Raw genomic sequence first — 19,771 nt, forward strand, 5'->3', positions numbered from 1 at the left:
CCGGTGGGTACTCCGGGTGAGCTGTATGTGGCGGGTGTGGTGCTGGCCCGCGGTTATCTGGATCGTCCGGGGCTGACGGCGGAGCGGTTCGTCGCGGACCCGTTCGGCCCGGCGGGTTCGCGGATGTATCGCACGGGGGACATCGCCCGCTGGAACCGGGACGGTCAGCTGGAGTATGTGGGCCGGGCTGACGACCAGGTCAAGGTGCGGGGCTACCGGATCGAGCTGGGCGAGGTGCAGTCCGCGCTCGCCGGGCATCCGCACATCGCCCAGGCCGCCGCCATCGTCCGCGAGGGACGGCTGCTCGGCTATGTCGTCCCGCAGGAGGGCGCCCCCGCGGTCGACCCTCAGTTGGTGCGCAAGTCGTTGGCCGAGTCGTTGCCGGAGTACATGGTCCCGGCCGCGGTCGTGGTGCTGGACGCGCTGCCGCTGACCGCGCACGGCAAGCTCGACCGCCGCGCCCTCCCCGACCCCCAATACACCGCCGGCGCCGGATCGCGTGAGCCGGTCTCGGTGAAGGAGCAGGCGCTGTGCGGGCTCTACGCGGAGGTCCTGCGGGTGCCCGAGGTCGGTGTCGACGACAGCTTCTTCGACCTGGGCGGCGACAGCATCATGTCGATCCAGTTGGTGAGCGCGGCACGCCGGGCCGGACTGAGGTTCTCTCCGCGGGACGTCTTCGAGTGCAGGACCGTGGCCCGCCTCGCCGAGGCCGCCCAGGACGCCGACGGGGCCGCCCCGGAGGCCCCGGACGACGGGGTGGGCGAGGTGCCGCTGACGCCGATCATGAAGGAGCTGGCCTCGCGGAGCGGTCCGTTCGCGGAGTTCAACCAGTCCACCGTCGTGCAGGTGCCCGCCGAGCTGACCCGCGAGAGCCTGACGAAGGCGTTGCAGGCGGTGCTCGACCACCACGACGCCCTGCGGACGCGGCTCACCGTGCCGGACGGCACCGAGGAGTGGTCCCTGGAGGTGACCGCGCCCGGTTCGGTGAGCGCCGGCGACTGCGTCGAGCGGATCGACGCGTCGGGGCTCGACGACGGGGAGCTGCGCGCCCTGATGGCCGAGCGCGGGCCGCGGGCCCGTACGCGCCTGTCGCCGCAGGACGGGGTCATGGTGCAGGCGGTCTGGTTCGACCGCGGCCGCGAGCTGCCGGGGCAACTGCTGCTCGTGCTCCACCACTTGGTCGTCGACGGGGTGTCCCTGCGGATTCTCGTCCCGGACCTGGCCCAGGCCTGGCGGGATGTGGCGGCGGGCCGGGAAGCGGTTCTCGAACCGGTCGGCACCTCGCTGCGACGCTGGGCACGACATCTGCACGAGCTGGCCCACGAGCCCGAGATCACCGCCGAGTTGAGTCACTGGACGCGGGTGCTCCAGCACACGGACGCGCCGCTGGGCGGGCGGGCGCTGGACCCGGCGCGCGACACCTCCGGCACGACCGGTCACCTGACCCGGGAGCTGCCCTCGGAAGTGACCGAGCCGCTGCTCACGACGGTGCAGGCGGCGTTCCACGCCGAGATCAACGACGTGCTGCTCACGGCCTTCGCGCAGGCGGTGCGCGAGTGGCGGCCCACGGCGGCGCAACACGGCGTGCTGGTGGAGCTGGAGGCCCACGGCCGTGCGGAGGAGGTGATGCCGGGTGCCGATCTCACCCGTACCGTCGGCTGGTTCACCAGCACCTACCCCGTCCGGCTCGACACGGGCCCGGCCGCCGACGAGGGCGCGGCGCTGAAGCAGGTGAAGGAGCATCTGCGGGCGGTGCCCGGCAAGGGGCTCGGCCACGGACTGCTGCGCCGGCTCAACCCCAAGACCGCGGAGATCCTCGCCCCGCTGGCCCGACCTCAGATCAAGTTCAACTACCTGGGCCGGTTCAGCTCCCGGGGCCAGGAGGCGGCCGACTGGGCGACGGCGCCCGGCACCGCCGGCATCGGCGGCGGTAGGGACGCCGGAATGCCGCTGACGCACGCCGTCGAACTGAACGCCATCACCCGTGACGGCGAGGACGGTCCCGAGCTCCTCGCCTCCTGGACCTGGGCCCAGGGGCTGCTCACCGAGCAAGAGGTGCAGGAGTTGGCCCAGGCGTGGTTCCGGGCGCTGCGCGCGCTCGTCGACCACGCGGCCGAGGACACGGCGGGCGGGTTCACCCCGTCCGACGTACCGCTGGCCATGTTGAACCAGAGCGACATCGATCGGCTGGAAGCCGAGTGGAGGACGTCGGAATGAAGCGGTCCGCGTTGGAGGATATACTGCCGCTGTCTCCGTTGCAGGAGGGGCTGCTGTTTCACAACGTCTTCGACGAGAAGGCACTGGACATCTACACGGTCCAGATGGTGCTGGACCTCGAAGGGGCGCTGGACGCCCAGGCGTTGCGGACCGCGGCCGGGGCACTGCTGGCCCGGCACGCCAACCTGCGCACGGCGCTGCGCCATGAGGGACTCAGCCGACCGGTCCAGATCGTCCTGAGGGACGTACCGCTGGCTTGGCACGAAGTGGATCTGAGCGCGTTTCCGCCGCACGAGCGGGAACGCGAGGCGCGCCGGGTGCTCGACGAGGACCGCGCCCGCCGCTTCGACCTGGCCGAGCCTCCGCTCGTAAGGTTCACGCTGCTGCGGTACGGCCCGGACCGGCACCGCTTCGTGCTGACCAACCACCATGTGCTGTGGGACGGCTGGTCGCGTCCGGTGCTGCTGCGCGAGCTGCTGGCGCTCTACCTGAACGGCGGTGACGCCTCGCAGCTGCCGCGCGTCCGCCCGTTCCGCGACTACCTGGGCTGGCTCGCCGGGCGGGACCGTGAGGCGGGGGAGCGGGCCTGGCAGGAGGCGCTCGCCGGGCTCGAGGAGCCGTTCCGGGTGGCGCCCGCCGCCTCCGGGCGGGTGCCCGTGGTCCCCGGCCGGATCGAGCTGACGCTCACCCCGCAGGAGACGGCACGGCTGGGCGAGCGCGCCCGCGAACTCGGCGTGACCCTCAACACCGTGGCGCAGGCGGCCTGGGCGATCGTGCTGTCCAAGCTGGTGGGCCGCAGCGACGTGGTGTTCGGGGTGACGGTGTCCGGCCGGCCGCCGGAGCTGGACGGCGTTGAGAACATGGTCGGCCTCTTCATCAACACCCTGCCGCTGCGCCTGCGGCTGGACCCGGCGGAGCCGCTCGCGGAGCTGCTCGGCAGGCTCCAGGCGGAGCAGGCCCGGCTCCTCGACCACCAGTACCTGGGACTGACCCGGATCCAGGAACTGGCCGGTGTGGGCGAGCTGTTCGACTCGGCGCTGGTCTTCGAGAACTATCCGCTCGACCCGGCCGGAGCCGCTGAGCCGGGTGCGTCGGCGTCGCGGCACGGTGTGCGGGTGACGGGCGTGGAGACGCAGGACGGCATGCACTATCCGCTAGGCCTGATCGTCAAGCCGGGCCGCGCGCTGCGGTTCCGCGTCGACTTCCGTCCCGACGTGTTCACCGAGGAGGCGGCCACGGCCGTCGGCGAGCGGCTGCACCGGGTGCTGACCGCGGTCCTGGACGAGCCGCGGCGCCCCGTCGGCACCCTCGACGTGCTCTCGGCCGCAGAGCGGCACCGCGTCCTGGAGGAGTGGAACGACACGGCCCGCGAGGTCCGCGAGACCGATGTCGTCACCCTCTTCCAGGAGCAGGTGGCCCGCACCCCCGACGCCGAGGCGGTGGTGAGCGGTACCGAGCGGCTGACCTACGCCGAACTGAACGCGCGCGCCAACCGGCTGGCGAAGCTGCTCGTTGCCCGGGGCGCGGCACCCGAGCGGTTCGTGGCCCTGGCGCTGCCGCGCACCGTCCAGGCCGCGGTCGGCCTGCTGGCCGTGCTCAAGACGGGCGCGGCGTACCTGCCGCTGGACCCCGGCTACCCGGCGGACCGCATCGCCTACATGCTGGACAGCGCCGACCCGGCGATGCTGGTCACCACGCGGGACCTCGCCCCGGCGCTGCCGGAGCACCCGGCGCCCCGGATCGTCCTGGACGACGTCGATCTCGCGCCGTACGACGGCACGGACCTCGGGGACGCCGACCGCGCGCTGCCCCTGGCCCTCACCAACCCCGCATACGTCGTGTTCACCTCGGGCTCGACGGGACACCCCAAGGGCGTCGTCATCGAGCACCGCTCGCTGGGCGCCTATCTGGTGCGGGCCAGGGAGGCCTATCCGACCACCGCCGGTACCACCCTGCTGCACTCGCCGATCTCCTTCGACCTGACGGTGACCGGGCTGTACACCCCGCTGGTCAGCGGCGGCCGCGTGCACATCGCCGAACTCACCGAGGACGCCGCCGCGGGACCGCGGGCCACGTTCCTCAAGGGCACCCCCAGTGTCCTGGCGCTGCTCGACGAGCTGCCGGACGAGGTGTCGCCCACCCGGACGCTGATGCTCGGCGGCGAACTGCTGGTCGGCGAGGCCCTGGACCGCTGGCGGGCACGGCACCCGGACGCGACCGTGTTCAACGTCTACGGCGCCACGGAAGCCACCGTGAACAGCGTCGAGAAGCCCATCGCACCCGGCACGCAGGTCCCCGCCGGCGCCGTCCCGGTGGGACGCCCCTTCTGGAACACCCGGATCCACGTCCTCGACACCGGACTCCAGCCGGTCCCGCCCGGCACGGCGGGCGAGGTGTACATCGCCGGCACCGGACTCGCCCGCGGCTACCTCGGGCGGCAGGACCTGACCGCGGAGCGCTTCGTCGCGTGCCCCCACGGCGCGCCCGGTGAGCGCATGTACCGCACCGGCGACCTGGCCCGCTGGAACGAGGCGGGCGAGCTGGAGTTCGTCGGCCGGGTCGACGGACAGGTCAAGATCCGCGGCTACCGGATCGAGCTCGGGGAGATCGAGTCCGTGCTCTCCGGCCATCCGGAGGTGGCCCGCACGGCCGTTGTGGTGCGCGAGGACGTGCCTGGCGACCGGCGGCTCGTCGCCTACGTCGTCCCCGAACAGGGTGTCGTGCCCGCACCGGCCGCCGTACGTGAGCACGCCGCGGCCGCGCTGCCGGAGTACATGGTGCCGGACGGGGTGATCGTCCTCGACGCGCTGCCGCTGACCCCGAACGGCAAGCTGGATCGCCGGGCCCTGCCCGCGCCCGAGTATGAGGCGGGCCCCGGGGGTCGCGCGCCGCGCTCACCGCGCGAGGAGATCCTCTGCTCCCTCTTCGCCGAGGTACTGCGCCGGCCGGTCGTCGGCATCGACGACAACTTCTTCGACCTCGGAGGCCACTCGCTGCTCGCCACCCGCCTGGTGAGCCGCATCCGCTCCACGCTCGACGTCGAACTGTCGGTACGCCGGCTGTTCGACACGCCGACCGTCGCGGGGGTCTCGGAAGCCCTGGACACCGGCAGCGGTGGCCGCCGCGCGGTCACCCGCCCGGCGCGGCGGCCGGACCGGCTGCCGCTGTCGTACGCCCAGTCACGGCTGTGGTTCCTGCACCGCATGGAAGGCCCCAGCCCCACCTACAACATCCCCGTCTCGCGTCGCTTCCACGGGCCCCTGGACCGGGCCGCGCTGCGGCAGTCCCTCGACGACGTCGTGGCCCGGCACGAGTCGCTGCGGACCGTGTTCGCGGAGGACGGCGACGGCGCCTATCAGAGCGTGCGCGGACCGGGCGACATCCAGGTGCCGTTCGTCACCGTCGCCACCGACGAGGACCGGCTGCCGGACGAATTGCGCGCCGCGGCCCGCCACGGCTTCGACCTGGCACACGAACTGCCCGTACACGCCACCCTGTTCGAACTCGGCCCCGAGGACCATGTGCTGCTCCTGCTGGTGCACCACATCGCCAGCGACGCCTGGTCGAGGCGGCCGCTCGGCCGGGACCTCGCCCTCGCCTACGCCGCCCGCTGCGCCGGCGACGCCCCGCGCTGGCGTGAACTGGCCGTGCAGTACGCCGACTACACGCTGTGGCAGCGCGAGACACTCGGCTCCGAGGACGACCCCGACAGCCTCATCTCCCGCCAGCTCGCCCACTGGAAGGAGACCCTCGCGGGCCTCCCCGAGGAACTCGACCTGCCCACCGACCGGCCCAGGCCCGCGGTGTCCAGCCAGACTGGCGCTCGCATCGCCGTCCAGGTGCCGGCCGACCTCCACGCCGCCGTGGCCGAACTGGCCCGCAAGAACAGGGCGACCGTCTTCATTGTGGTGCAGGCCGCGCTGGCCGTGGCGCTGTCCCGGGTGGGTGCGGGCGACGACATCCCAATCGGCACCCCGATCGCCGGACGCACCGACGACACCCTCGAGGACCTGGTCGGCTTCTTCGTCAACACCCTCGTCCTGCGCACCGACACCTCCGGCGACCCGACCTTCGATGAGCTGGTGCGCCGGGTACGCGAGAACTCCCTGGCCGCCTACGCCCACCAGGACGTGCCCTTCGAGCGCCTGGTGGAACTGCTCAACCCCGTCAGGTCGATGGCCCGCCACCCCTTGTTCCAGGTGATGCTGGCGTTCAACAACACGGAGCAGCAGGCCGCCCACGAGGCCATCGAGCAGTTGCCCGGACTGAAGGTCACCGGTCAGGCCGTTGGCTCGGCGGTCTCCCGCTTCGACCTGCTCTTCGCCTTCAGCGACGTGCACGACGGCAAGGGCACGCCCGGCGGCCTCAACGGCATCGTCGAGTACAGCGCCGACCTGTTCGACGCCGCCACGGCCGAGGCCCTCGCCGAACGCTTCGTACGGGTGCTGCGCGCCCTGGCCGAGGCGCCCGAGCAGCCGATCGGCCGGGCCGAGATCCTGGCCCCCGAGGAGCGTGCGCGGCTCCTCGCCCGCCCCGCCGTGCGGGAACTGTCCCGTGCGTCCCTCGCGGAGCGGTTCGAGGAGCAGGTGCGCCGCACCCCGCGGGTCGTGGCCGTGCAGGACGGGGACACGGTACTGACGTACGAGCGGCTCGACGCGGCGGCCAACCGCCTCGCCGCGCTGCTGGCCCGCGAAGGCGCGGGCCCCGAGCACCTGGTGGGCCTGGCCCTGCGCCGCTCGGCGGACCTCGTTGTCGCCCTGCTCGCCGTGCTCAAGACCGGCGCCGGCTATCTGCCGCTCGACCCGGAGTACCCGGCGGAGCGCCTCGCGCACATCACCGAGGACGCGCAGCCGGTCCTCGTGGTGACGACGGCCGAGGTCGCCGGGCGCCTCCCCGCACAGGCGGCCCCCCTGCTCGTCCTCGACGTTCCGGAGACGGTCCGGGACCTGGCCGCCGCGCCCGTGACGGCCCCGCGCACCGGACCGCTGTCCCCGGACCGGCCCGTGTACGCGATCTACACCTCGGGTTCGACGGGACGCCCCAAGGGCGTCCTGATGCCGGCCCGGGCCATGGACAACCTGATCTCCTGGCACCAGGAGGCCATGCCGCCACGCCGGCCCGGCGCTGCCGTCGCCCAGTTCGCGGCGATCAGCTTCGACGTGTCGGTGCACGAGATCCTCTCCGCGCTGCTCGGCGGCAAGCGCCTCGTGCCGTGCCCGGAGGACGTCCGGCGCGATCCGCGGCGGCTGGTGCGCTGGCTGGAGGAGCACGAGGTCGAGCAGTTGCACGCGCCCAACCTGGTCGTCGAGGCGCTCGCCGAGGCCGCCGCGGAGCTCGGCGCGGACCTGCCCCGCCTGACCGACATCGCCCAGGCCGGCGAGGCGCTGAACCTCACCCCGACCGTGCGGGAGTTCTTCGGCCGGCGACCGGGGCTGCTGCTGCACAACCACTACGGCCCCAGCGAGACGCACGCGGCGACGGGTGCCACCCTGCCCGCCGACCCGGCCGACTGGCCCGCCACCGCCCCGATCGGCACGGCGATTGCCAACACCGGCCTGTATGTGCTCGACGACCGCCTGCGCCCGGTGCCCCCAGGCGTGTCCGGCGAACTCTACGTCTCCGGTGCCGGCCTGGCCCGCGGCTACCTCGGCCGACCCGGGCTGACCGCGGAGCGCTTCGTGGCCTGCCCCTTCGAGCCGGGCGAACGCATGTACCGCACCGGTGACCGGGTCCGCACGCGCGCCGACGGCCAACTGGAGTTCCTCGGCCGCGCCGACCAGCAGATCAAGCTGCGCGGCTTCCGCATCGAACCCGGCGAGGTGGAGGCGGCACTCACCGCCCACCCGGCCGTCGCCCAGGCCGCGGTCGTGCTGCGCGAGGACTGGCCCGGCGACCGGCGCCTGGTGGCGTACGCGGTGGCGACCGGGGAACTGCCCGGCACGGCCGAACTCCGCGCCCACCTCGGCGAGCGGCTGCCGGACTACATGATCCCGGCCGTCTTCATGGCCGTGGACGCGCTGCCGCTCACCCCGAACGGCAAGCTCGACCGGCGTGCCCTGCCCGTCCCGGACTACGCGACACAGGCCGGCCGCGGCCCGAACGGGCCCCGCGAGGAGGTGCTGTGCACCCTGTTCGCGGAGGTGCTCAAGCTGCCCGAGGTGGGTGTCGACGACGACTTCTTCTCCCTCGGCGGGCACTCTCTGCTGGTCGCCCGGCTGCTCGGCCGGATCCGGGCCGTCCTCGGCGTCGAGCTGTCCATCCGGAGCCTGTTCGAGGCCCCGACGGTGGCGCGCCTCGCCGAGGAGCTCGACCGGGGCACCCGCCACGACCCCTTCGCCGAACTGCTCCCGCTGCGCGAGAGCGGCACCGACACCCCGCTGTTCTGCGTGCACCCGGCGGCCGGCCTCGGCTGGTGCTACGCCGGACTGCTCGCCCACCTCGACCCGGACACCCCGGTGTACGCGCTGCAGGCGCGGGGGATCGGGGACCGGGACGCGGCGCTGCCCGCCGACGTCACCGAGATGGCGGCCCAGTACGCCGATCTGATCCGCTCCGTGCGGCCCGAGGGGCCGTACCGCGTCATGGGCTGGTCGTTCGGCGGGCCGGTCGCCCAGGCCGTCGCCACCCGGCTGCAGGCGCTGGGCGCCGAGGTGGAGCTGCTGTGCCTGGTGGACTCCTACCCGTCGAGCTCGCGCGGTCAGGACGCTCCCGAGCGCTCCGAGGCGGAGATCGTGGCGAACAGCCTGCGGGCCGTCGGATTCGACTTCGAGATGAGCGAGCTGTCGGACGACCACTTCCCGCTGGAGCGCTACCGGGAATTCCTCCGGCGCGAGAACAGGGCGCTCGCCGAGTTGAGCGCGGACGAAGTGGTCGCGGTCAAGAACGTGTACGTGAACAATGTGCGGATGATGCCCCGTCACGAACCCGAGGTCTTCCGTGGCGATGTGCTCTTCTTCACAGCGACCGAGGTTTCCGAGGAAACGAGGAACCGTCGTGACGTCACGGCCTGGAATCCCTATACGGAAGGGCGGTTGGAAAACTACGATGTGGATGCCGAGCATGAGGAAATGCTGACCCAGCCGGCACCCACCGCCCGAATAGGGCGTGTTGTTGCAGAGAAGTTGAACGAGCTGCGGACGAACTCCGCACCGATACAGGGGGTATGAACGATGAGCAACCCGTTCGAGGACGCCGACGGCAAGTACCTGGTCCTGGTGAACGACGAGGGCCAGCACTCGCTGTGGCCATCCTTCGTCGAGGTGCCGGCCGGATGGAACGTCGTCGTGCCGGAGACCGACCGGCAGACCTGCGTGGACTACATCAACGAGAACTGGACCGATATGCGGCCGGCCAGCCTGATCGCGGCGATGGACGCCGCGGGCGCCGCGAACTGAGGGGCGGGCACGCAGTGTTCCGTACGATGCTGAAGTCGAAGATCCACCGGGCCACGGTCACCCAGGCCGACCTGAACTACGTGGGGTCGCTCACCCTGGACCCGGACCTGATGGAGGCCGCCGATCTGCTCCCGGGCGAGCTGGTCCACATTGTCGACATCAACAACGGCTCGCGCCTGGAGACCTACGTCATCGAGGGCGAACGAGGCTCGGGGATGGTCAAGATCAATGGCGCGGCGGCGCGGCTCGTCCATGAGGGCGACCTCGTCATCATCATCGGGTACGGCGTCGTGGCCGACGCGCAGGCCCGTGAGCTGAAGCCGCGGGTGGTCTTCGTGGACGAGCGCAACCGCATCCTGGAGGAGAGCAACGATCCCGCGCTGGCCGGCGGGGTCGGTGTCCTCGAGCCGGCGGTTCGCTGAGCCGCCGACACACGACCGCCGGGGTGGCCGTGTCACAGGACGCGGCCACCCCGGCGGTGTTCTCTGCCGCGAAACCAGCAGGTCAGCGCGGCAGAACCAGCAGGATCAGGGCCGTGCGACCAGCAGGATCAGGAGCGCGCCGAAAGGCCCTCGGCCCCCGTCAGCAAGCGGCCCAGCGACAGCCGGACCGCCGCGTCGAGCGCCTCCCGCACACTCTGCGGCAGGGCCCGTTCGTCCAGCGTGCGCAGCGCCGCCTCGGTCATGCCCCTCGGGGAGGCGACCTGGTCCATGACGGCATCCGGTGTGGCACCGGGCTCCGTCAGCAGCGCACCCGTGCCCCGTACGGCGTGAGCGGCCAGAACGGCGGCCGTGTCCGCGCTCAGCCCCTGTCCGGCGCCCGCCCGGGCCAGCGCCCGCGCGAAGTGGGCGACCAGGGCCGGACCCGCCCCGGACAGTGCGCTCACCGTCTCCATCAGGTCCTCCCGCACCGTCAGCACCTCGCCCAGCGGCGCGAAGAGCGCCCGGGCGGTGTGGAACGCCCCGGGCGGGCAGCCCGGGCCGGACGACAGGACGGTCACCCCGCGGCGCGCGGCCACCGCGACGTTCGGCACGGCACGCACCACCGCGGTCCCCGGCAGCGCCGCGACCACGGCCTTCGTGCGACAGGACGCCACCAGCGACACCAGCACCGCCCCACCGCCGGCCGGCGCGCCCGCCAGGGCGTCCAGCGCAGCCGGAGTCTGGTGCGGATGGACGGCGAGGACGACGACGTCCGCGCCGTCCACGGCCTCCTGCACCGATGCCGCGGCCCGGATGCCGAACTCCTCGCTGAGCGCCCGGGCCCGGGCCCCGCTGCGGGAGACGCCCCGGAGTGACTCCGGGGCGTCTCCCGCAGCGACCAGCCCGCCCACCACGGCGCGCGTGATGCGCCCGCAGCCGACGAAGGCGACGGTCCGGCTCACCGCGTCTCCTCGATGAGCGACGCCACCGCCGAGACCCCGCGGACCAGTCGCTCCTCGCTCTCCGTGCCCACCGATATCCGGACGAACCGGTTGCAGGAGGCGCCGTATCCGATCCCCGGGACCACCGCCACCCGGTGCCGGTCGAGGAGAGTCCCCGCGAACTCCTCGGAGTCCAGCCGGGAGGCGCCGAGCGAGGCGAACAGATAGAACGTGGCATCCCCGGGAAGGCATTCCACACCGCGCTCCGCGAGCATCCCGGCCATCCGGTTGCGCAGTGACACGACCCGCTGGATCTGCGGCCGCGTGTGTTCCAGGACGTTCTCGAAATGCTCCGCCAGGTAGTAGCTGAGAATCGTCGGCGCACAGGTCACCAGATGCTGCTGCAATTTGATGAGCTGATCCGTCAGCTGCCGGTTGGCCATCACATAGCCGATGCGCCAGCCGGATATACCGTAGTTCTTCGACATGGAATTGCAGACGACGGTGTGCCGCTTCTCCGGATCGAACACGAGGGCCGAGACAAATTCCGCGCCCTCCGGCACGAATTCGTGGTACGCCTCGTCGGCGATCAGTAACAGGCCGTGCCGCTCGCCCAATTCGTGCAGCACCCGCAGCTCCTCGGCGCCGAGCCGCCGGCCGCTGGGGTTGTGCGGGTTGTTGACGACGATGGCCCGGGTGCGGGGGGTGACGTAGGAGTCGAAGTCCTCCACGGTGTCGTACCACGGGGTCATCACCGGCACCCCGCGGGCCAGTCGCACCTGGTCCGGGTAGCTCACCCACAGCGGCTCCGGGATGATCACCTCGTCGCCCGGTTCCAGCAGCGCCGTGAGCACCATGAAGATCGCGGCCTTGGAGCCGGCCGTCACCAGCACCTCATGGTCGGGGTCGACCGGGACGCCCGAGGCGGACGCGTGGTACTTGGCGAGCTTCTCCCGCAGCAGCGGCAGACCGCGCGAGTGCGAGTAGTGGTGCAGCCGGGACGCGGGCAGCCCCTCGAAGGACGGCACGGGGAGGTCGAAGAAGGCCTCCCCGAGGGAGAGCGTGACCACGTCGACCCCGGCGGCCTGCATCTCGTAGATCCGGTTGTTCAGCTTGATCGACGAGGCCTCCTGGACCGTGTCCAGCAGGCTCGCGTGGTGCAGCGCGGGCATTGCGGCTTCGCCTTTCGCGGGTACCGGGGGTGCGGATGTGGCGCGCACCGGGCGTTCATATGACACGGATCTGCCCACTGCCCCAGACCACGTTCTTGACACAGGTCAGCGATTCGAGCCCCATCGGACCGCGGGCGTGCAGCTTCTGCGTGGAGACACCGATCTCGACGCCGTAGCCGAACTCGCCGCCGTCGGAGTAGCGCGTGGAGGTGTTGACGAAGACGCTGCCCGAGTCGACCGCCAGGGTGAAGCGGCGGGCCACGTCGTAGTCCTGGGCCACGATCGCCTCGGCGTTGCGCGTGCCGTAGCGGTCGATGTGCCGGACGGCCTCGTCGAGGTCGTCCACCACCTTCACCGCGAGGATCAGGTCCAGATACTCGGTCTCCCAGTCGCTGTCCTGCGCCTCGGCCGCGGTCGGCCACACCTCGCGGGTGCCCTTGTCGCCGCGGATGCTCACGCCGAGCCCCTGCAGGGTGTCCAGCACCTTGGGCAGCCAGTCCGCGGCCAGGTCCCGGTGGACCAGCAGGGTCTCCACCGCGTTGCACACGCTGGGCCGCGAGGTCTTGCCGTTGACCACGATGTCCGTGGCGCGCGCGAGGTCGGCGCTGGCGTCGACGTAGACGTGGCAGTTGCCGTCACCGTCGATCACGGTCGGCACGGTGGCGTTGTCCTTGACGGTCTGGATCAAACTCGGGCCGCCGCGCGGCACCAGCAGATCGACGTAGCCGTCCGCGTGCAGCAGCTCCATCGCGGCCTCGCGAGAGGTGTCCCGGATCAGCTGCACGGCGTCGTCGGGAACGTCCTCCCGCGCCCGCAGCACCTCGGTCAGGACGTCCGCGATCGCCGCGTTGGTGTGCTGCGCGATCGAGGAGCCGCGCAGCACGGCCGCGTTGCCGGACTTCAGGCACAGCGCCGCCACGTCGGCGGTGACGTTCGGACGGGCCTCGTAGATGACCGCGACGACCCCGAGCGGCTCACGCACATGCTCGATGCGCAGGCCGTTGGGCCGGGTACGGCCGCCCACCACCTCGCCGACCGGGTCGGGCAGGTCGATGATCGTGCGGATCGCGCCGGTCATCCCCGCGATGCGCTTGTCGGTCAGCGTGAGCCGGTCGACCAGGGTGGCCGAGGTGCCCGCGGCGCGAGCCGCCTCCACATCACGGGCGTTGGCCTCCTTCAGCACCTCGGCCGCCGCGTCGATCGCGTCGGCCATCTCGCTCAGCACCTGGTCCTTGACCTCGGTGGTCAGCTCGCGGATGACGGTGGACGCGGCACGGGCGCGTTGGCAGATGTCGGTAACGGTGGCGGACATTCTCACTCCTCCAACAGGCTGATGTATTCGGTGTGGTGAACCACGGTCGGATCGGCGGCGGCATCCGCCAGGCGGTCGGCGGCCACACAGGCGCGGCCCCGCGCCACGACCCGGCCGTCCGGGTCGAGCACGTCCACGACGTCGTCCGTCCCGAACGGCTCCTCGCAAAAGACAAAATGACGGGTCGTCAGTGGCGCGCCGTCGGCGACCAGGCGACGGATGTCCGGGCCGCCCCGCAGCCGCGCGGCCGGCGGCGCCGACAGGGCGCGCCACAGCCGGCGCAGGCCCGGCTGCTTGTCGCGGGCGCGGGCTTGAACGAGGGTGCCTATGTCCTCGCCGCGCACTGCACGCACCACCGCGTCCTCGGCGTCCGCGCCCGCGATCACCGTGGGCACCCCGGCCAGTGTGGCGATCCAGGCGGCGCACAGCTTGGCGGCCATGCCGCCGGTGCCCATGCCGCTCGCCGCCACGCCCGCGAGCCGTTCGATCTCGGGCGTCAGGGCGCGCACTTCAGGGATGCGGCGCGCGTCGGTGTCATGCCGCGGATCGCTCTCGTACAGGGCGGGGACATCGGTGAGAAGCACCAGCCGCTCGGCCCCGAGCGCGGCCGCCAGCAGCGCCGCGAGCACGTCGTTGTTGCGCACCATGACGGTGTCGTTCTCGTTGACGACGGGTACCAGCCCTGCCTCGAGACAGGACTCGAGCACCGCGCGGACGCTGTCACCGTGCTCCGGGCCGGTGACGTCGACCGGGGTCAGCAGAACCTGCGCGGCGGTCAGACCCCGCTCCGCGAGGCCGCGCCGGAACGAATCGAAGAGCAGGCCCTGCCCCACCGCGGCCGCCAACTGGCGTCCCGCGCCCCCCTCTCGGGCGACCGGCGGCAGCTGCGCGCCGCCCAGGGCGATGGCCCCCGACGCGACCAGTACGGGCGTCAGGCCGTCCTGGTGCAGCCGTAGCACCGCGTCGGCGAGGGCGGACACTTTCGCGGGGTCGGGTGCTCCCGCGGAGATGAGCGACGAGGTGCCGATCTTGACGACGACACGCTTCGCACGCACGTCGGAATGCATGGAACTCCCCCTGTTGCAGACCGCGTTGGATGGCCGATGGGCGGGCCGCAGCCCGTACCGGCCGTGGTGTTCACTGACCGGAGCCGACCAGGCTCTCCCGTGACGGCGTCCGGCCATGGCCTGCACCTCGGATGTCGACGGTGCGCAGCCAGCCCTCGGGCGCCGGCGCCCGCCCGGTGTGGATGTCGACCAGCGCATCGCGCAGGGCAAGCGTGAGGGGGCCCGCCAGGCCCGTCCCCACCTGCCACCCGTCGGCGCCGTCACGCACCGTGCCGACCGGGGTGACGACAGCGGCGGTGCCGCTGGCGAAGGTCTCCGTGATCGTGCCGTCGAGGCACTCGGCCTTCCACTGCTCGATCGACAGCGGCTCCTCGCGTACGGCGAGTCCGCGCGCGGCGGCCAGGTGCAGCAGCGAGTCCCGGGTGACGCCGGGCAGCAGCGTCCCGGTCACCGGCGGCGTGACCAGCTGCGCCGACGGGCCGCTGCCCCAGACGAAGAAGAGGTTCATGCCGCCGAGTTCGTCGACCCACCGGCGCTCCACGGGGTCCAGCCACACCACCTGGTCGCAGCCGGCCCGACGTGCCTGCTCCTGGGCGGCGTACGACGGGGCGTAGTTCCCGGCGAACTTCACGCCGCCGGTGCCGCCCGGGGCCGCGCGCGTGTAGTCGCGGCCGACCCAGACCTTCACCGGATCCGGACGGTCGGAGAAGAAGCCTCCTGTGACGAAGGCGATCAGCAGGAACGTGTACCTGCGGGCGGGGCGCAGGGCGAGATTCGCCTCGCTCGCGTAGAGAACCGGGCGCAGGTACAGACTCAGTCCGGGACGCTGCGGCAGACAGCCGCCGTCGGCCTCGAGGATCAGGTCCAGGGCCTGCAGGAGACTCTCCTCGGGCAGTGCGGGAATGGCCAGGCGCTCCGCGGAGCGCCTCAGCCGTGCGGCGTGGTCGGCGGGCCGGAAACAGGCCACCGCGTCGCTGCCCCGGCGGTAGGCCTTCAGCCCTTCGAAGACGACCTGGCCGTAGTGCAGGCCGACCATGGCCGGGGACATCGGCAGATCCCTGAAAGGGCTCAGCCGTGGTTCGGACCAGCCGTCCCGCTCTGTCCACTCGGCGGTGACCATGTGCGGGGTGAATTGTTCCCCGAAGGGTATTCGGGTGGCTTCGGCGGCGGTTGCATCGAATTGACGCATGACAGAGAAAATCCCCCGGTGTGTTGCGCAGTTGGCTCAGACGAGCGGCGCGTAGAAGAAAGTCTCGCGCAGCGAGAAAGTGCCCGCCGTGTTCACGCTGAAGAAATCGGCGAATCGCACGGAAGTCCTAGTCCCGTCGTGCAGCACCCCTTCGAACGTGCCATGCACAGCCACGTCGCGGCCCTGGCTCACGATCTTGGTCAGGCGGTGTGTGCCGTCGGCGATGACGCGGTCCTCGCGATAGAAGCGTTCGAGTTCCGCACGGCCTGTGAGCTTGTCGTATCCGGGGCGGTGATACTCGGCGTCGGGTGCGAAGAGCCGGACCAGACCGGGCACGTCGCCGGAGTCGACCAGACGGTAATAGGTGCGGACGGTGTGGACCGGATCGGTGGGTTCGGATTCCTCTATACAGGGTGCGTTCGTGAGCTGAGACATGGCTCCCCAGATGAGGTTGAGGGCGGTGCGCATACCGTTTTCGGGCAGCGCTGAAGGACCTTTCGACGGGAACGGAAAAGTGAGACGAGGGACGGCCGCTGCGTCCGGCTGGGAACTGCCGTTCCACTCTGCGCTCTCCGGACGGATCATGGCAAGAGTCAATTGGTGGTTGCCTAAGGTCTCGGTGCAAGTCCTGACTAAAGTAAGGGCGGACGCCTTCCCTTGGACTGATGTGATCGTGCCTGGCCAGAGCCTAGGTTCTCGGTGAGACAGAGAAGCTGGAACGGCTGGGAGTAGTCATTCATGATCACCCTGCAGGGGTTGACCAAGAGGTACGGCGGTCAGGCCGCCGTAGACAACCTGTCCCTCACCATCGGGGCGGGCAAGGTCACCGGATTCCTCGGGCCCAACGGTGCGGGCAAGTCCACCACCATGCGAATGATCATGGGCCTGGACCGTCCCACGTCCGGCCAGGCACTCGTTGGCGGCCGGCCCTACGTTGAACTGGCCTACCCGCTGAGAGAGATCGGAGCATTGCTGGACGCCAAGGCCGTGCATCCCGGTCGCAGCGCGCGCGCCCATCTGCGTGCGCTCGCCCGTACCAACGGCATCCCGGCCCGCCGGGTCGACGAGGTCCTGGAGACCGTGGGTCTGACCTCGGTGGCCAACCGCCGCGCCGGCTCGTTCTCGCTCGGCATGGGCCAGCGCCTCGGCATCGCGGGCGCCCTGCTGGGCGACCCCGGCGTCGTCATGTTCGACGAGCCCGTCAACGGCCTCGACCCCGACGGTGTGCGCTGGATCCGAGGTCTGATGCGCGGACTGGCCGCCGAGGGCCGCACCGTTTTCGTCTCCAGCCACCTGATGAGCGAGATGCAGCTCACCGCCGATCAGCTGGTGATCATCGGCAAGGGGCGGCTGATCACCGAGACGTCCGTCCAGCAGCTCATCGAGAGCAGCTCGCTCAACGCCGTGCGGGCGCGCGGACCCGAGCAGGAAGGGCTCCAGAAGCTCATGGCCCGGCTGCACGAATGGTCGGTGCCTGCTCGCTGGGAGAGCTACAACGAGCTGTACATCACGGGGCTTACCGTCGACCGGGTGTCGGATCTAGCCTTCGAGCTGGGCGTCCGGTTGCATGAAGTCCGCAGCGTCGAGGCATCGCTCGAGCAGGCGTACATGGAACTCACCGCTGACAGCGTCGAGTTCGGGGCCGCCTCCGGCCACCAGCACCCGGGGACGGGGGCTTGATGTCGGAGACGACGATCCCTACGGTGCAGCTCGCCGAGGCCGGACCCGAGTACGGCGTCGGCGTCTACCGGGAGATCACCGAGTGGGCGGCCACCACGCCGGGCTGGATGCAGTCGGCGGGCGAGATCGGCACGGAACTCGGCATTCTCGTTCTCGCCGCCCTCTTCGTCCTCCAGTGGTGGCGGGCTCGCGGTCGTGACCACCGGTCGATGGCCGTGGCACTGCTCGCACCGGCCGCCGTCCTGATCGTGTACGGGCTGAGCGAGATCATCAAGGTCTGGCTGCACGAGGAACGTCCCTGCCGCGACATTCCCAACGTCCGGACCATCGCCGAATGTCCGGCGCCGGGTGACTGGGCCTTCCCGAGCAACCACTCCGTGATCGCCGCTGCCTCCGCCGCGACGTTCCTCATCACCTGGCGCCTCGTAGCCGCTTTCGCCCTGCCCCTCGCCGTGCTCGTCGCGCTGTCACGTGTCTACGTCGGCGTGCACTACCTGCACGACGTCGTCGCCGGTGCCCTGCTCGGCGTGGTGCTGGCCCCGGTGCTCCTGCTGGCCGCGATGATCCCGGGCACCTGGGCCGTCGCCCGGCTGCGGCAGCGCCCGGCGCTGACAGCAGTGCTCGGCACCACGCCCCCTGCGACACCCCGCCCCGAACCGGCGGCAGAACCCCACGCGACCGCGTCGAACCGTTGACTCAGCACAAGGATTGGTCATGACGACATCAATGCCCGCGACGACTGCCGACCCATCGGTACGTGCCTCCGGCGGCGGACTGCCCGGCGCCGTGGCCGCGGAATGGATCAAACTCTGGTCCGTCAAGTCCACCTGGTGGTGCCTGCTCGGCGGCGCGGGGCTGATGCTCCTCACCACCCCGATCATCGGCGCGACCATGGCGAACAACAAGGAGAAGGGCACCACGGTGCCGGTCGGCGATGTCGCCGTGGCCACCGTGTACGTCGCCCAGTTCGCGCTGATCGCCCTGGCGATGCTGATGATCACGGCCGAGTACGCCTCGGGCAGCATCCGCACGACGCTCCAGTCCGTGCCGAAGCGAGGCCGGCTGTTGGCGGCCAAGACCGCGGTGGCCGGTGCGGTGAGCCTGCTCGCCGGCATCGTGTTCGGCCTGATCGGCGTAGGCGTCTCCTCGGTGTCACTGGGCGACAAGGCGGAAACGGCCGGCGGCGACGCCCTGGGCAGCGCCCTGCGGATCGGTGTCTACCTCGCGCTCGTCGCCGTGCTCACGGCCGCCGTCGCCGTGGCCGTGCGCAGCGCCGCCGGCACGCTCACCCTCGTGTTCGTCGGGCTCACCGTTCTGCCAGTGATCCTGCAGGCCTCCGATATCGACCCGCTGGTGTCGCTCGCGGAGCGGATGCCCAACTCGGCGGGCACCGTCTTCATGAACGCGGACTCCACGCCGTACGGACCCGGAATGGGGCTCCTGCTCCTCGTACTGTGGGCCTTCGGAGCCCTGGCGCTGGGCTTCTACACCTTCCGCAAGCGCGACGCGTGACCTCTGGTCACCCCTGAAACGCGCTCCGGCCGCAGACCGGTGCGTACGGGCGTCGGGCCACCGGGAATCCCCCGCACGGTGGCCCGACGCCCCGGTTTTTTCGCTGTCCTTTTCGGTTGTCGTACCCCGGGCACATCGGTGCCCGGGGTACGACGCGTGGGTCACGCGTCCCGGTCGGTCACTAGCCCGGCCTCGTACGCGATGATCGCGGCCTGCACCCGGTTGCGCACACCCAACGCGGTGAAAATGGCGCTGACGTAGCTTTTGACAGTGCCCTCGACCACATGAAGCCGCTTTCCGATGTCGGCGTTGGACAGGCCGCTGCCAACCAGCGCAAGCACCTCCTGCTCCCGCTCGGTCAGCTCACTCACCCGCTTTTGCGCGGCGGCGCCGCGCGACTCGGCCTGCCGTCCGGAGCCGCGGTTGAGCTCGGCGATGACCCGCTCGGCTACCTTCGCCGACAGATAGGAGGCACCGGCCGCCGCGGCGTGCACGCCGGTCAGCAGTTCCCGCGGATCGCCGGACTTGAGCATGAAGCCGCTGGCGCCGTCGCCCAGCGCCCGGGCCACATACGAGTCCTCGGAGAAGGTGGTCAGTACGAGCACCGAGGTCTGGGGAACCTGCCGCTTGATCTCAGCAGTGGCGGCGAGCCCGTCCATGATGGGCATACGGATGTCCATGAGCACCACGTCGGGCCGGTGCTCCAGCGTCAGGGCAATGGCCTCGCGTCCGTTGGCCGCCTCGGCGACCACATTGATCTCGGGATCGGTGGCCAGGATGGCCTTCACCCCCGCGCGGATCATTGCTTCGTCGTCGGCCAGGACAAGGGTGATGGGAGTGATGGTTGTCTCCTCTTCAAGCACAC

General features: G+C 71.2%; 14 protein-coding genes. 7 read left to right on the forward strand and 7 right to left on the reverse strand.

Annotated features, from left to right (window positions below; genetic code table 11):
- The 4 genes from AB0L56_RS27540 to panD form a co-directional block, all read left to right on the forward strand.
- Nucleotides 1–2,217, forward strand: a 2,217-nt coding sequence (locus AB0L56_RS27540; protein WP_365427745.1) for a condensation domain-containing protein, incomplete at its 5' end; no start/stop codon positions are given.
- Nucleotides 2,218–2,228: 11 nt separating this feature from the next.
- The gene (locus AB0L56_RS27545) at nt 2,229–9,383 is read left to right on the forward strand and encodes an amino acid adenylation domain-containing protein (protein WP_365427748.1); all 7,155 of its coding nucleotides are present in this window, start codon (nt 2,229–2,231) and stop codon (nt 9,381–9,383) included.
- 3 nt (nt 9,384–9,386) lie between these two features.
- Nucleotides 9,387–9,611: an MbtH family protein gene (locus AB0L56_RS27550; protein ID WP_123763581.1), complete on the forward strand. Its 225-nt coding sequence runs from the start codon at nt 9,387–9,389 to the stop codon at nt 9,609–9,611.
- A gap of 14 nt (nt 9,612–9,625) precedes the next feature.
- Entirely contained in the window at nt 9,626–10,033 is a 408-nt protein-coding gene (gene panD / locus AB0L56_RS27555) for an aspartate 1-decarboxylase (protein WP_365427751.1), read from the forward strand.
- Between the two features lie 128 nt (nt 10,034–10,161).
- Here panD and AB0L56_RS27560 read toward each other — a convergent pair whose 3' ends face one another.
- The 6 genes from AB0L56_RS27560 to AB0L56_RS27585 all read right to left on the reverse strand — a co-directional run bounded on the left by AB0L56_RS27560 (nt 10,162) and on the right by AB0L56_RS27585 (nt 16,299).
- Entirely contained in the window at nt 10,162–10,995 is an 834-nt protein-coding gene (locus AB0L56_RS27560) for a pyrroline-5-carboxylate reductase dimerization domain-containing protein (RefSeq protein ID WP_365427754.1), read from the reverse strand.
- Nucleotides 10,992–12,146 (reverse strand): aminotransferase class I/II-fold pyridoxal phosphate-dependent enzyme, encoded by a 1,155-nt coding sequence (locus AB0L56_RS27565; RefSeq protein ID WP_365427757.1) that lies wholly within the window; start codon nt 12,144–12,146, stop codon nt 10,992–10,994. Before AB0L56_RS27565 ends, AB0L56_RS27560 begins: the two co-directional genes overlap by 4 nt.
- Nucleotides 12,147–12,201: 55 nt before the next feature.
- Complete coding sequence (locus AB0L56_RS27570; protein ID WP_365427760.1) at nt 12,202–13,458, reverse strand: glutamate-5-semialdehyde dehydrogenase; 1,257 nt, start codon at nt 13,456–13,458, stop codon at nt 12,202–12,204.
- Nucleotides 13,459–13,460: 2 nt separating this feature from the next.
- Nucleotides 13,461–14,513: a glutamate 5-kinase gene (proB, locus tag AB0L56_RS27575; protein WP_365427763.1), complete on the reverse strand. Its 1,053-nt coding sequence runs from the start codon at nt 14,511–14,513 to the stop codon at nt 13,461–13,463.
- 82 nt (nt 14,514–14,595) lie between these two features.
- Nucleotides 14,596–15,714 (reverse strand): branched-chain amino acid aminotransferase, encoded by a 1,119-nt coding sequence (locus AB0L56_RS27580; RefSeq protein WP_365427766.1) that lies wholly within the window; start codon nt 15,712–15,714, stop codon nt 14,596–14,598.
- Nucleotides 15,715–15,750: 36 nt separating this feature from the next.
- The gene (locus tag AB0L56_RS27585; protein ID WP_365427769.1) at nt 15,751–16,299 is read right to left on the reverse strand and encodes a nuclear transport factor 2 family protein; all 549 of its coding nucleotides are present in this window, start codon (nt 16,297–16,299) and stop codon (nt 15,751–15,753) included.
- 153 nt (nt 16,300–16,452) lie between these two features.
- On the opposite strand from AB0L56_RS27585, the gene AB0L56_RS27590 reads away from it, so the two are divergent.
- The 3 genes from AB0L56_RS27590 to AB0L56_RS27600 are packed head-to-tail and all read left to right on the forward strand — an operon-like array spanning nt 16,453 to nt 18,906.
- Nucleotides 16,453–17,394, forward strand: coding sequence for an ABC transporter ATP-binding protein (locus AB0L56_RS27590; protein WP_365427772.1), 942 nt, complete (start codon nt 16,453–16,455; stop codon nt 17,392–17,394).
- Complete coding sequence (locus tag AB0L56_RS27595) at nt 17,394–18,089, forward strand: phosphatase PAP2 family protein (RefSeq protein ID WP_365427775.1); 696 nt, start codon at nt 17,394–17,396, stop codon at nt 18,087–18,089. Before AB0L56_RS27590 ends, AB0L56_RS27595 begins: the two co-directional genes overlap by 1 nt.
- 19 nt (nt 18,090–18,108) lie before the next feature.
- Complete coding sequence (locus tag AB0L56_RS27600; protein ID WP_365427778.1) at nt 18,109–18,906, forward strand: ABC transporter permease; 798 nt, start codon at nt 18,109–18,111, stop codon at nt 18,904–18,906.
- A 161-nt stretch (nt 18,907–19,067) separates the two neighbouring features.
- Here AB0L56_RS27600 and AB0L56_RS27605 read toward each other — a convergent pair whose 3' ends face one another.
- Nucleotides 19,068–19,769: a response regulator transcription factor gene (locus tag AB0L56_RS27605; RefSeq protein ID WP_365427781.1), complete on the reverse strand. Its 702-nt coding sequence runs from the start codon at nt 19,767–19,769 to the stop codon at nt 19,068–19,070.
- Nucleotides 19,770–19,771 lie beyond the last annotated feature (2 nt).

It is taken from the genome of Streptomyces sp. NPDC052079 (assembly GCF_040680275.1).
Taxonomy (GTDB): domain Bacteria; phylum Actinomycetota; class Actinomycetes; order Streptomycetales; family Streptomycetaceae; genus Streptomyces.